The sequence below is a fragment of the Marinobacter sp. L-13 genome (genome assembly GCF_056857715.1).
The window spans coordinates 1-13,442 of the sequence record NZ_JBSXNQ010000042.1 but is presented as its reverse complement, the minus strand read 5'-3'; the positions used below and the strand labels follow the sequence as shown (position 1 = coordinate 13,442).

The following is a 13,442-nucleotide window of genomic DNA, read 5'->3' as shown; positions in this document are numbered from 1 at the left end:
GAGTCACGAGGGGGGAACATGGAACACAGACTCAGTAAACGCGTACAGGGAAAGCTTGGTCTGTTGGTATACAAGCGCGGGATGCCGGTTGCGACCGGTCAGATTCGCGATGCCTCCAAACGTGGTCTGTTCATTGCCACGGACTACACTGACGTTCAGTTAAACCAGACGGTGGAACTGGAGTTCCGTTTTCCGGATACCCAGGAAAAGCGGTTCCGTCGGCTGAAGGCCCATGTTGTGCGGAAGTCAGACCGCGGCCTTGGTGTCGATTTTGAAGGCGTCGAGAACGACAGTTTTACAATTTCTTCACTGATCAACTGGCTTAAAAACCACCACATGCCAGTCAACTATTTTCCTGCCCGCAGGAAACAAGCCTGAAGAACACCCAAGGGAGAGGATCTGTTCATGGAACGACTTAAAGGTAAAGTGGCCGTGATCACCGGTGGCTCCGTTGGCATCGGAGCCGCAACAGCGCTCCGAATGGCAGAGGAGGGCGCTGCTGTCGCCATTCTCGACTGCCAGGATTCCGAGGGAGAGGCCCTGGCTAAACAACTTGAAGGCCGCGGTCTGAAGGCGGGTTACTGGCACTGTGACGTAAGCAAGGAACAAGAGGTCAAACAGGTTCTGGACGCCGTTGCCAATACCTTCGGTAGCCCGACTGTACTGGTGAACAACGCCGGCATTGCCGGGGCGAACAAGCCGACCCATGAACTCACGGAAGAAGAGTGGGACCATGTTCAGGATGTGAACGTCAAGGGCGTGTTTTTCTGCACCAAGCACGCCATTCCCCACATGAAAAAAGCGGGCGTTGGCAGCATTATCAACCTGTCATCCATTTATGGGCTGGTGAGTGCGCCGGATATTCCGCCTTATCATGCCTCCAAGGGCGCCGTGCGTTTGATGTCCAAAACCGACGCCCTGTTGTATGCCACTGAAAACATTCGCTGCAATTCCATTCACCCCGGGTTTATATGGACCCCGCTGGTTGAGGCCCACCTCAAAACGACCGGACAGGACCCGGAGGAAGCTAAAAAGGCCACGGCGGCAATGCATCCTGTCGGTCACATGGGCGAGCCGGATGATATTGCCTGGGGCGCTGTCTATCTAGCCTCCGACGAATCGAAGTTTGTGACCGGGAGTGAACTGGTGATTGATGGCGGTTATACCGCTCGATGATGTCCCGACCAACCTGAGCGGAGTTCAAATTTGACCCTGGCAGCCTATACACCGCGGCCCTTGCCGGAATCCCTGAACGGATTGTTCCAGTTGGCGCTGGACCTTCGGTGGACCTGGCATCACGGTACCGATGAGCTCTGGCGCGCTCTTGATTCGGACATCTGGGACACCACGCGGAACGCGTGGCTGGTTTTGAACAGCGTGTCCGGGGAGCGGCTGGAAGAACTGGCCGCAGACCCCGACTTTCAGCAACGCTACCGTGAGCAGATTCATGCTCACCAGGCTTTTACAGAGGCTGACACCTGGTATTCGACCGATTGTCCGGGCGATCTGGGCGAGGGCGTTGCCTATTTCTGCATGGAATATGGTCTGAGCGAATCGCTGCCGCTATACAGCGGTGGTCTGGGCGTCCTGGCCGGCGATTTTCTGAAGGCGTCCAGCGATCTGGGTGCACCAGTCATGGCGGTAGGTCTGCTGTACCAGCAGGGCTACTTTCGCCAGGCCATCAGCACCGATGGCGAACAGCTGGAGTTCTACCCATACAACGACCCCACCATGCTGCCCGTCTCGCCCCTGCGGGACGCTGACGACCAGTGGGTGAGGGTGATTGTGCCTTTCCCGGGACGACACGTGCGCCTTCGGGCCTGGAAAGCCCAGGTGGGCCGATGCGAGCTTTTGCTGCTCGATAGCAATGACCCCCGAAACGAACCGGGCGACCGCGGTATTACCAGCGAACTCTATACCGGTGACCCGGAAAAGCGCCTGCAGCAGGAAATGGTATTGGGCATCGGTGGCTGGCGCCTGCTGGAACAACTTGGGAAATCGCCGTCACTCTGCCATCTGAATGAGGGCCACTGTGCCCTGGCGCTCATAGAGAGGGCCTTCAGCTGGCAGGACGACCATGAAAGTGATTTCCAGACAGCTCGAACCGCAACCAGGGCGACCAATCTGTTTACCACGCACACCTCGGTGGCGTCCGGCTTTGATCATTTCTCCCGATCGCTATTGCGACTGTATCTGACACCCTGGCTCGAAGGCCGCGACCTGAATGTCGATCAATTGCTGGCATTGGGAAGCCAGCCCTCAAACGCAGACAATCAGTCGACTGACCTTAAACTCAATATGGCCTTGCTGGCCCTCAATATGTGTGGTCGGTTCAACGGTGTCAGCCGCATCCACCAGAAGGTCACCCAGACCATTTTCCAACCTTTCTTCCCGCGCTGGCCAGCCGAAGACATTCCGGCGGACTACGTGACCAATGGCATCCACACGCCGAGCTGGGATTCTCCGGAATCCGACGCCATCTGGACCCGGGCCTGTGGCAAGGATCGCTGGCGCAGGCCTCTCCAGAGCACCTGCCCGATGACAAACATCGCCGACGAAGAATTATGGGAAATGAGGCGCCTGGAGCGCGCAAGGCTGATTACCTACCTCCGGCGAAGGCTTGCAAGCCAGCATTGCGAACAAAACCCCGGAAACAACCATGAAGCCGCGTGTGGCCTTTTGTTGGACCATGAAACCCTCACGTTGGGCTTTGCCCGCCGGTTTACGGAATACAAGCGACCAGATCTCCTGCTCAAGGATCAGGAGCGCCTGCTCAAACTGCTTGCCAGCCGCGATCGCCCGATTCAGATTGTGCTTGCAGGCAAGGCCCACCCCTACGATCTCCCGGGGAAAGACATCATCCGGCGATGGAAAGCCTTCTCCCGGCGACCGGATGTCGAGGGCAAGGTGGTGTTTATTGAAGACTACGATCTGGGCGTGGCCAACCAGCTTATCCAGGGCGTGGATGTGTGGCTCAATTGTCCGAGACACCCTTGGGAAGCCTGCGGCACCAGTGGCATGAAGGTACTCGTGAACGGGGGACTGAACCTGTCACAGTACGATGGCTGGTGGGCGGAGGCCTGGAACCCGGATGTGGGCTGGGCTATTCGACCTGGCGCTACGTTTGACGAGCTAAGCGGGTCAAACAATCACGACCACGATCTCTCAGACATGGAACAGCTGTTTGATCTGTTGGAGAACGAGGTAATTCCCGGGTTCTATGACGTCGACAGCGAAGGTATTCCCCGGAACTGGGTTGGACGTATGCGCGCAAGCATGGATCAACTGACGGCGGCCTATTCTGCCAACCGGATGGTGCGGGAATACGTAGAGCAGTTCTATCTCCCCATGGCAGAAATGGGGAGCCGGCGCAGCTCCGAGACTGCAAGGGAGTTAATTGGTGAATACGGAGAAATCTCCAGGCACTGGTCCCGGTTGCGTTTCAACAGCTTCAATACAAGCGAAGATTCGGGTAGCCAGACTTTCACCGTGGAAGTCTATCTGGATGGAATTGACGAGCAGCGGATTGCAGTAGAGCTTGTTGCAGAGGATTCCGAGCATGGCCCAAGAACCATTACGGCCATGCAGATGAAACATCCGCTGGGTGGTTCCCCTCATACCTATCTTTATGAATGCACAGTGCCTCCACGCCCCGAAGGACACTACACGCCGCGCCTGCGAGTGCGGGATGAACGCCTGAACCTTCCCCTGGAAAACCCCGCCATACTCTGGCTCAGGTAGGCCTCAGCTGCGCCAGAATGCCGGCGATAGAACGATCACCACGCTCAGTATCTCCAGACGCCCCATCAGCATACCCACAGACAGTACCCATTTTGCCGCATCGGGAAGCGGCCCGAAATTACCCGCAGGGCCGATTATGTCCCCAAGGCCGGGGCCGACATTGGTCAGCGAGGTGAGGGCGCCGGACAGTGCCGTGACAAAGTCCAGCTGCATGGCGGCCAGGGCAACCGTGATCAGCAAAAGACAGAGCAGGAAGATAAACGTGTAGGCGATCATCGACGAGATAATCTCATCACTCACGGCCCGGCCATTGTAATTACGGGTAAGAACCGCACGAGGGTGCAGCAGGCGCATCAACTGCTCACGCAGGATGATCAGGGAAAGCTGGAACCGGAAGATTTTCATGCCGCCGGCCGTGGAACCAGAGCAGCCGCCCACGAACATCAGGAAAAAGAACAGCACGAACGCCAGAGGGCCCCAGGCCGAATAATCTTCGGAGGCATAGCCGGTGGTGGTTACCACAGAAGTGACGTTAAACAGGGTAGAGGCATAGTTATGGATGGGATCGAAGGGGACCGGTGACACCATCCAGCGGTAAAGAGTTAGAAGCAGCGGTACGAAAAACAGGATAGCGAGAAACAATCGCACCTGCTGATCCCGGAAAAGAACGCCGTGTTGGCCATGCATTTCACGCACGAAAAGGAAGAAGGGCAAGCTGCCGATAATCATGAAAAATGTGGCTTCCATGAGGATCAGATCATTGAACTTGCCCATGGACAGATCCGAGGTGGAAAAGCCACCGGTGGCGATGCTGGTAAGACCATGGTTGAAGGCATCGAAGAGCGTCATGCCAGAAAACCAGTAGGTAACCACCGCAATGATCGAAAACGCCAGATAAACCACCAGCAAGCCACGGCTGAGTGTTTTCATCCTTGGCAGAGCCTTGTCGGTCCATTCCGAAGACTCGGTGGCGAACAGCCGCATGCCGCCGACCCGCAGAAACGGGAGTACCGCAACGAACATACCGATAATTCCGATACCACCAATCCATTGCAGAATGGACCGCCAGATCAAAAGATCCCTGTCCATATCATCGAGGCCGCTGAGCACCGTTGCCCCGGTGGTGGTAATCCCCGAGGTGCCCTCGAAAAAGGCGTCTGCGGCAGAAATGCCCAGGTCACTCAGATAGAAAGGAAGCGATGAAAACAGGGCAATAATGAACCACGAAGATACCGTGAGTACGAACATGTACCTGGGCTTCAGATCTCTCGGTTTGCGGTAGGTGGCGGCCATTCCCAGTATACCGAGCCCCCAGACAATGGCGGCCGATTCTGCAAACGCCATGGCGTTCGGCGCTTCAGAGCCCGCAAGCAGGATGACAGGCAATGTCATGAAAATGCTCAAAAGCACGAACATGACGCTGACAATGAAAATGACGGGGTAGAGATTTCTCAATGGATGCTCGAGCCAGCTGATACCGGGAGACGGCGTCAGAATACCTGTGGGGTCGGCCTTCCGCAAGGTAACACCGCGCGGATGCTGAAATTACCGGCGAATTAAATCGGTGTAAATAACGCGTAAATGCGGATCTTTCTGATGGCAAAACGCGTCAGTCTGGTGCAAGTTCAGCGATGTACACCGAACAATTCGGTTAAGGAGATAAAAAATGAAACACGTACGTTCAATTGCCGTTATCTTTGCCACCGGTATGGCTGCTGCAGGAGCCGCATCCGCCCAGGATATGTACAAGTCTGGCGTTGGCGGGCTCTACACAGGCCTGAACTACACTTTCATGAACCTTGAGAGCGGTAACGCGGATGCCGACGTAGGCACGCTGTCTGCCAAAGTTGGCGTGATGGCGACGCCGTATCTGGGCATCGAAGCGCGGGGCGGTTTTGGCGTGGATGACGACCGCATCGGCGGAGTCGATTATTCACTGGATAACTTCTTCGGCGGCTACGCCACGTTCAATCTGGCCAACGAATCACCCATTACGCCGTACGCTATCCTCGGTTTCACCCGGGTCGAAATCGAAGCTTCTTCGTTTCTGGGCACTGCCACCGAGGATGAAACGGACGTGTCCTACGGCATCGGCATGAATATGGAATTTGCGCCGAACCTGTCCGGCAACCTTGAATACATGCGTTATTATGAAGACAGTAATGCCGAAGTCGATGGTCTGGGCGTCGGTATTCAATTCAACTTCTGAAACCAGGCCACCGGGGAGACTGTTTGAACCATCTGGCTCATGTATTTCTCGCGCCGGACTCACCTGAAGCTCGGGTGGGGAGCATCCTCGGTGACTTTACCCGGGGCGTCGATCTCTCGACGCTGCCGGACCCGGTGAAGCAGGGCGTCCGCCACCATCGGGCGGTCGACAGCTTCACCGACCAGCACCCCGACGTACTTGCCAGCAAACAGGTCTTCTCCCGTCAACGTCGTCGATTTGCCGGCGTTGCGCTCGATATTCTCTATGACCATTTTCTTCTCAAACACTGGGACCGGTTCAGTGAAATTGAGCAAGAGGCGTTTATTCGCGGTATATACAACGAGTTGCAGCAGAAAGAACATCTAATGCCGGAAAAAATGGCCAGAGTTACCCGAATGATGGTGTGGAACGACTGGTTCGGGGCCTACCAGGACCTTGAAAACATCGGGAAGGCACTGGACCGCGTTGCGGGGCGCATACGGTTCAGAAATGATTTCGCTGGCATGATCACGGAAATCCGCGCAAACCACGAAGAACTGGAGCACAATTTTTTATCATTTTTCCCGGATTTACAGGAATTTGCAGGAGGTATTGAATGAGGTTTGTTATTAGGGCGTTGTTGGCTATGGCATTGGTTTTTCCATCAGCGATGGCAGTTTCTGCGGAGGCCGATGCCAACAATAACCAGCAGCGACCGCCGGAAACCCTTGGCTATGTTGAATGGGTAGTCATGAAAGATACCAACCTGAGGCTTAAGGCGCGACTCGATACAGGCGCCAAAACGTCGTCTCTGCACGCGGTCAACATCGAGGGCTTTGAGCGCGACGGAGAGGAGTGGGTCAGTTTCCAGATTCCACTGGGTGACCACGAGGACCAGCCGACCGAGGGCGAACTGGACCATGACGACGTCATTCTGGAGTTCGAGCGGCCGGTCGAGCGAACAGTTCTGATTAAACGAAAAGGCGCGCCATCCCAGAAGCGATATGTGGTCATGATGGACTTCTGCATTGCCGGAACCACCCATACCACGCAGTTTTCACTGACAGACCGCGGCAAGTTCTCCTATCCGGCGCTGCTGGGTCGCCGATTCATGCGCGATGACAACATCCTGATTGATTCGGCAGACTCGTTTATGGCTGAAAAAGAGTGTGAGTACATAACGCTGGAAGAGCTGGCAAAGAGGCATGCCGAGAATGTGGTAGAGGAAACCGACACGGACTCTTAACCACAGGAACTGGGATCTTCATCCCAGTTCACCAGTTTTTCTTCCAGTATTGCGGCCGCCGCAGAGGAACTGTGGGCATTCAGGGCATTTTCAATAATCTCCTGATAGCGGCCGCTTTCACGCAGATTGGCCAATCCCCGATCAAATGTCCGCTTGAGGCGGCCCGCCTCCGGGTCGTCACGAGAAAACGGGAGATGGTAGAGAGCACTTCTAAGCGGCCTTGGATGGAACTCCAGCCGGGCTCCCGCTTCTGGCCCCAGGTGATGGGCAATCATCGCTTCACCAACCACCGGATCCATGGGAAAAAGATCGATCCGCTCAAGCAACAGCTTCCGGAAATTGGCAATGTCGGACGTGGTGACATCGGAACTTACCAGACCACTGTCGATAGCATCGCTGAGTGTCTGTCCGTAGCTGTAATCCTGCGTAAGTCCGACAGTCTTCCCACTGAGATCTGGCAATGCATCCCAATCGAATGGCATTTCCTGCCGATGATAAAACACATATTGATAGGGCAAAATTGGCGCGGAATAGAGAAACTCGCGTTTTCTTTCCGCCGTGCATGACCAGACCGCCGACGCCTGGTATTTCTTGGACTTCACCAGGGCCAGGGCTCGGGACCAGGGAAAGAAAGAAAACTCCACGCGTATGTCTTCGCTGTCAAAAGCCTCGCGAATAATCTGCGCCAGAAAACCACCGTGCGGACTTTCCTTATCCAGGTAGGGAGGCCACTGGCCGGTGGTGACTCGGATGATTTCCTGATTAGCTGCCGCAGGACTTATCGGCATCAGGGAGAATAACATGGAAAACAGAAACAGCCGGTACCACTTCATTAATGAACACCTGAAAGCCGGATAGGTGAGTTGGGTGCGCACAGAGTGTAACGACTGTATTGATGTGAGCTTGAGTGTTGCTATACTAGATTTAACATAATATACATTATACGCACTTTGATGCTGGGGATTGAATACTGTTTTGTGCGTTTGGTGGACGACCACAGTAAGTACTAAAACTTTTAACAGTAAGTGCTAAATTTCCACGGTGAGTACTACTAAGTCTAACTTTCTGATTTGCAGCGTTTTTGTCCATGCTGGCTCTGACCTCGTCAGCGCTGGAGGCGCCAAGCGCGAATCCCCAAAAACACATGAAACTGTAGTCGCCAAAACCAAGACGCTGTTTTTGAGAATACGCATGCTCAACCCCCTGTTGATCGCCAGTGTTCTGTTAAGAACGGTGCCCCGGTCTAAAAGGTTCAAATGGATATGGCTAAGCGCGAGATTCCACCCTATATTTGTAGCAATGACAGACCCATCCGACAGAGAAAAACGCTGTTTCCACAACGGTGAGCGCATTCTTCTGGCCTTTGCCAGCCAGACTGACACCGCAAAAGGCCTTGCAACACGGATCTATGAACACAACTCATCCATGTGCGATATGGTAAATCTGGCGGAGATTGAACCCGAGACGCTGGAGCAATACGGGCGCCACATTTTTATTGTCTCGACATTTGGTGAGGGAGAGGCGCCGACCGAGGCGCGTCCCTTTGCCCAGGCGCTCGACCAGTCGAGCATCAATCTGGACCAGGTAAAATTTGCGGTGCTGGCTCTGGGTAACCGGCAGTACGCAGACTTTTGCGGTTTTGGTAAACATCTGACCCAACAACTGCTTCGTCGGGGCGCGGACCCGCGAATTCCGACCACCGAATTGCATCGTAATGACGCCGCCGTGTTCAGCCATTGGTGGCAGAAGCTGTCGGAAACCTTTGGCATCGCGCTGGAACCCGATATGAGCAACTGGGAAGTGGCGACCGTGATGGATACGGAGTGGCGAAGCGAGTCAGCGCTCGACCTCATCTTTTACATTCAGTGTCTGGAGCATGAACAGGCGACGGCTCTTCGCTTTAAGCCCAAACGAAAAAATCCAAACCTCGAGCCATTTGTCGCCGAGATCAACCCGGACCCCTCGAATCCCTTTACCCGCATCCGAGTCACCGCGGACCATACAAAGCTCGATAAGAGCGGAACCGCCAAACTACTGTTGTCTGCACAGCCAGGCGATAAGTGGCACGTTCAGGTGACCGGCTCAGAAAATGACAACTGAGCGGCTTCTTTGGGCAAACCGAGAAGGCGTTGGCTGAGGCTCAATGAAGGCTTACCGCGCTCGCTGCAAAATCTGGCGCTGTGGTCGCAAAGCGAATAGTAGGATTCCAGTTTCAACTGTCAGATCTACTCTCGGATTTCAATGGTATGAGGTAAGGTAGCAAAGCATCGGACCTATCCAAATCACGAAAGAGATGCAGAGTCCGAATTTTCCGGGTTTCAACAGCGTGCTTTTCTTCGGATTGTTTGGGTTATAAAAAATCTTTACCAAGTCCCCCTGCCGATCCACGCTTTTGAACTGATGATCGAGAATACCTTTGGCGTTTCGATTGGTGACGAAGATCCAGGGTGAGACACGTTTGCCCTGATACCTTCTACCGCTGATCTCATATTCGTAGAGGGCGCTGACCACATAACGAGTATCAGCGTCATATCGATCGCTCCCGCCGATGGTGCGGGGGCCGCCTTCCAGCAATTTGCCTGTGACTGAAGGCCACTGCCGCATTCGCAACTGGCCTATGAGCGAAATACTCATGATCAAAAAGCAGTAAACGGCAATGAAAAACAGAACACCTTGCTTTTCGCCGGCTCTAGCCAGATCCCACATCGTGATGAGGTATTCCACGCAGTTTGCTCTGTTGGTTGAGGAGTGATCTGCCTATTTTCCGTATTTTCTAAGGGGATAAAACAAATTTCTTGCCCTTGCGCAGCGTGATCATTCAACTCTGACTAACCCAAGTGAAGGTCGCAAAGCGAATATTCGCGTAACGCAATGGAATGGCCTCTGCTTGGGGTTATGGGAAGTCAGTAGTTGCGGGGTAAGTCCACCACCGTTTTAGAAATTCCATGGAAACGGGGTGGCCCCGTGTGCGTCCAATTTCATGAGCTTTTCGAATCGAGCGCTGGCATTCACCAATAGTCACTCGTCGATGTTTTAGTGAGAAATGACTCCTCAAGATAATCAAGAAACAATGAGATTCGTGTTGCGAGCCGCGCTTTCTGTAGGTAGACAGCGTAAATGTCGGCAGCAGGCGTTTCATACTCTGGAAGCACCAATTCCAGCTCACCGCTTCTCAAATGCTTAGCAAGGTCCCACTGGGCTCGCATCAACAAGCCATGTCCCTCAATTGCCCATTGAAGAGCGACATGCCCGTCATTTGTGCTTAACTTCACCGGCACTCGAATCGCTTGAGTTTGATCATCTTTCGTTAAACGCCAGAGGCTGGCCGTTTCATCATTTTGACGTAGCGCAATCGCCTGATGGTTACTCAGATCCTGAGGCACGACTGGACGCCCAACTCTATCGAGATATTTTGGACTTGCACTAATAAAACGTCTGTTCGGAGCTATCTTCCGAGCAATTAACCGTGAGTCTGGAACGTCGCCAAAGCGAATTGCTATATCAGTTGCGTCGTCAGGTGGTGATACATGCTTGTCGCTTAAAGTTAGCCGAACTGCCAAATTCGGATATGTGGTGACAAACTCAGATACAAGCGGGGCGATGTATTTTCTACCAAAACCAAGCGGTGCATGGATATTCAACTGGCCGGCCGGTGCTCCTGACTGGTTTCGTATGACATCCTGCATTTCCTCTATCTTGGAAAGGATGCTTTGGGCATATTCAAGATAAATCTCACCTTCTGGTGTCAATGAAATGCGCCTGGTTGTCCGATTAACCAGCTTCACTCCTATCTGATCTTCTATCTGAGCCAAGCGTTTGGTAGCCGCTGGAGGAGATAGATCCAGCTCCTGAGCCGCCCCGGATATGGAGCGTTTCTGTGCAAGGCTTACAAAAAACCGCATCGAATCGTCAGCCGTCATTATTAACCTTTACGAACAAGTGTTTTTACTTTTTGTGAACCTTAAGCCAGTTTCCACATTCTATGATCACCTTACAACCCATCCGGTTACTCCATAAGGCGAAATCGGAACACTGTAAGAAGAGGATAGAAGCGTGGAGAAAGAAGCTGAAGTTCAGTCTTTAACCGACATTCTTGCGAAATTCACGGCCTACATCGGAAAACGTCTGCCAACCGACGTGAAAGATAAACAGGCCGAGTTGCGCGCCAAAGAAACCAATCCCATGGCAATTGAGATTTTCGACGTGATGGCCGAAAACCAAGATGCCGCAGACAAGCTTGATCGGCCAAGCTGCCAGGACACTGGTGTAATTCAGTATTTTATCCAGGCCGGATCGTCTTTCCCTTTGCTTGGTGAGCTCGAATCCATTCTGGAAGGAGCAACCATAGGTGCAACTGAAATTGGTCCTCTTCGCCACAACGCGGTCGAGGCATTTGTTGAGAAAAACACGGGTACAAATACAGGTTCGAAAATTCCATGGCTCGATTGGGAAATTCTTCCGGGAAAAGACCATGTGATTATTGATGTTTACATGGCCGGCGGTGGATGCACGCTACCCGGAGCATCGACGGTATTGATGCCAGGTCAAGGCTACGAAGGTGTGGCCGAGTTCGTTCTTGATGTAATGACCTCCCGAGGCTTGAACGCTTGCCCCCCTCTCCTAGTTGGCGTTGGTGTGTCGACATCCGCTGAGACGGCTGCTCGATTGTCCAAAAAGGCGATTCTCAAACCAGTTACCGCTCGCAATACAAACGAACAGGCAGCGCTCCTTGAGGAGCTTCTGGCAGAGGGCATCAATGATTTGGGTATTGGTCCGCAAGGTCTAACCGGCGACAACACCGTGATGGGAGTAAATATTGAGTGGTCTGCTCGTCACCCCTCAACAATTGGCGTTGCCGTTTCAACTGGTTGCTGGGCTCACCGCCGCGGCCAAATCAAGATCAACGCAGACCTTTCCTACGAAATCATCTCTCATCAGGACGTCAAGCTATGAAAAAGGTATTAAAAACCCCTATTTCCATCGAAGACCTAGAAGCGCTGAAGGTAGGTGACATTGTTTACCTCGATGGAACCCTTGTCACCTGCAGGGATGTGGCTCACCGGCGTCTAATTGAATATGGACAGGAACTCCCGGTTGATCTTGCCGGTGGCGCAATTTTTCACGCAGGCCCAATCGTTCGAGAAAAAGATGACGGTAGCTACGAAATGGTCTCAATTGGACCAACTACCAGTATGCGAATGGAGAAGTTTGAGCGCGAGTTCATAAAAAAGACTGGCGTCAGGCTGATTATCGGTAAAGGAGGAATGGGTCCGGAAACAGCCGCTGGATGCTTAGAAAACAAGGCTGTTCATGCGGTCTTTCCAGGCGGCTGTGCAGTTGTCGCCGCAACGAAGGTTGAAGCGATAGAAGGTGCTGAATGGAAGGACTTAGGTATGCCAGAGACACTCTGGATAAACCGAGTAAAAGGCTTTGGCCCTCTGATTATTTCGATTGATACCCACGGCAACAACCTATTCGAAACAAACAAAAAAACATACAACGAGCGAAAGTCCTCAGTACTAGAACGAATCAGCGAGCAGGTTAAGTTCATAAAATAAGCTACCTCGTTAATCGATCTAGATATCAAGGTTAATTCCTAACGAAGCAATATCTAAAAACAAATAAGTATTGGAGATTGTCATGAAAACAATTAAAACCTTTGTTCTTTCTGTGGCTCTAGTAGCCGCATCATCTTCCCTGTTTGCGGAAGACAAATCCGCGTGGCCGGAGAGCTTTACAGTAGGCACTGGGTCACAAGGTGGCGCATATTTTGGGTACGGCACCGCTTGGGCAAACATTGTATCTGAACAAACAGGCGTAACGGGTGGTGCTGAAGTAACCGGAGGCCCCATGCAAAACATGGCCTTAGTTCATACAGGCGATAACCATTTCGGCATGACAACCATGGGCCCTGCAAGAGAATCGCTTGAGGGGAATAATGCCATAGCACCAGGAATACAATTGGACAATGCCTGTGCAATGTTTCCCATGTACCAGACGCCGTTCTCTATCACTGCATTGACGTCATCTGGCATTACTTCCATCTCAGACATTCCCGATGGCGCCGTCATTGGGTTTGGTCCAGCAGGATCTACCTCTGATACCTATTTCCCACGTATGTTGGCAGCACTAGCCCGAATTTCTCATGAGGGGATAAAAGAAAGCGGCTGAAAGTGTTAAAATTTCAGGACCTTACACCATCAATCAACACCAACAACCGCTATCCAAAATGGTACCTCAAAAACTGACCTTCTCGCCACTTTCCCG

General features: G+C 53.0%; 14 protein-coding genes. 10 read left to right on the top strand and 4 right to left on the bottom strand.

Annotation, left to right across the window (positions count from 1 at the left end; translation table 11 throughout):
* Positions 1-18 precede the first annotated feature (18 nt).
* The 3 genes from AC13DD_RS04575 to glgP are packed head-to-tail and all read left to right on the top strand — an operon-like array spanning position 19 to position 3,741.
* Positions 19-378, top strand: coding sequence for a PilZ domain-containing protein (locus AC13DD_RS04575; RefSeq protein WP_049784470.1), 360 nt, complete (start codon positions 19-21; stop codon positions 376-378).
* Positions 379-405: 27 nt separating this feature from the next.
* A complete protein-coding gene (locus AC13DD_RS04570) occupies positions 406-1,176 on the top strand; it encodes an SDR family NAD(P)-dependent oxidoreductase (protein WP_053115312.1) in 771 nt (256 codons plus the stop codon).
* A 30-nt stretch (positions 1,177-1,206) separates the two neighbouring features.
* On the top strand, positions 1,207-3,741 hold the full coding sequence (gene glgP, locus AC13DD_RS04565) for an alpha-glucan family phosphorylase (RefSeq protein ID WP_273083814.1): 2,535 nt from the start codon (positions 1,207-1,209) through the stop codon (positions 3,739-3,741).
* Positions 3,742-3,744: 3 nt separating this feature from the next.
* Here glgP and AC13DD_RS04560 read toward each other — a convergent pair whose 3' ends face one another.
* Entirely contained in the window at positions 3,745-5,157 is a 1,413-nt protein-coding gene (locus AC13DD_RS04560; RefSeq protein WP_169702211.1) for a TrkH family potassium uptake protein, read from the bottom strand.
* A gap of 250 nt (positions 5,158-5,407) precedes the next feature.
* Between AC13DD_RS04560 and AC13DD_RS04555 the strand changes: the two genes are divergently transcribed.
* From AC13DD_RS04555 to AC13DD_RS04545, 3 genes are read left to right on the top strand one after another with little or no spacing between them, the layout of a single operon-like run.
* The gene (locus AC13DD_RS04555) at positions 5,408-5,950 is read left to right on the top strand and encodes a porin family protein (RefSeq protein WP_008169714.1); all 543 of its coding nucleotides are present in this window, start codon (positions 5,408-5,410) and stop codon (positions 5,948-5,950) included.
* A 23-nt stretch (positions 5,951-5,973) separates the two neighbouring features.
* Complete coding sequence (locus AC13DD_RS04550) at positions 5,974-6,549, top strand: acyl carrier protein phosphodiesterase (RefSeq protein ID WP_008169716.1); 576 nt, start codon at positions 5,974-5,976, stop codon at positions 6,547-6,549.
* The gene (locus AC13DD_RS04545) at positions 6,546-7,175 is read left to right on the top strand and encodes an ATP-dependent zinc protease family protein (RefSeq protein ID WP_008169718.1); all 630 of its coding nucleotides are present in this window, start codon (positions 6,546-6,548) and stop codon (positions 7,173-7,175) included. Before AC13DD_RS04550 ends, AC13DD_RS04545 begins: the two co-directional genes overlap by 4 nt.
* On the opposite strand, the gene AC13DD_RS04540 is transcribed toward AC13DD_RS04545, so the two are convergent.
* Entirely contained in the window at positions 7,172-8,008 is an 837-nt protein-coding gene (locus AC13DD_RS04540) for a substrate-binding periplasmic protein (RefSeq protein ID WP_008169721.1), read from the bottom strand. The genes AC13DD_RS04545 and AC13DD_RS04540 overlap by 4 nt on opposite strands.
* Positions 8,009-8,474: 466 nt before the next feature.
* Between AC13DD_RS04540 and AC13DD_RS04535 the strand changes: the two genes are divergently transcribed.
* Positions 8,475-9,275, top strand: a complete 801-nt coding sequence (locus tag AC13DD_RS04535; RefSeq protein WP_482930894.1) for a flavodoxin domain-containing protein — start codon at positions 8,475-8,477, stop codon at positions 9,273-9,275.
* A gap of 138 nt (positions 9,276-9,413) precedes the next feature.
* Here AC13DD_RS04535 and AC13DD_RS04530 read toward each other — a convergent pair whose 3' ends face one another.
* On the bottom strand, positions 9,414-9,899 hold the full coding sequence (locus AC13DD_RS04530; protein WP_273069294.1) for a DUF3592 domain-containing protein: 486 nt from the start codon (positions 9,897-9,899) through the stop codon (positions 9,414-9,416).
* Positions 9,900-10,183: 284 nt separating this feature from the next.
* Entirely contained in the window at positions 10,184-11,095 is a 912-nt protein-coding gene (locus tag AC13DD_RS04525; RefSeq protein ID WP_008172798.1) for a LysR family transcriptional regulator, read from the bottom strand.
* A 133-nt stretch (positions 11,096-11,228) separates the two neighbouring features.
* On the opposite strand from AC13DD_RS04525, the gene ttdA reads away from it, so the two are divergent.
* The 3 genes from ttdA to AC13DD_RS04510 all read left to right on the top strand — a co-directional run bounded on the left by ttdA (position 11,229) and on the right by AC13DD_RS04510 (position 13,346).
* Positions 11,229-12,128: a L(+)-tartrate dehydratase subunit alpha gene (ttdA, locus tag AC13DD_RS04520; protein ID WP_036211507.1), complete on the top strand. Its 900-nt coding sequence runs from the start codon at positions 11,229-11,231 to the stop codon at positions 12,126-12,128.
* Positions 12,125-12,733 carry a L(+)-tartrate dehydratase subunit beta gene (gene ttdB, locus AC13DD_RS04515; RefSeq protein ID WP_008172310.1) on the top strand — a complete coding sequence of 203 codons (609 nt, stop codon included), beginning with the start codon at positions 12,125-12,127 and terminating at the stop codon, positions 12,731-12,733. The genes ttdA and ttdB overlap by 4 nt, the downstream gene beginning before the upstream one ends.
* A gap of 82 nt (positions 12,734-12,815) precedes the next feature.
* Entirely contained in the window at positions 12,816-13,346 is a 531-nt protein-coding gene (locus AC13DD_RS04510) for a TAXI family TRAP transporter solute-binding subunit (protein WP_482930893.1), read from the top strand.
* Positions 13,347-13,442 lie beyond the last annotated feature (96 nt).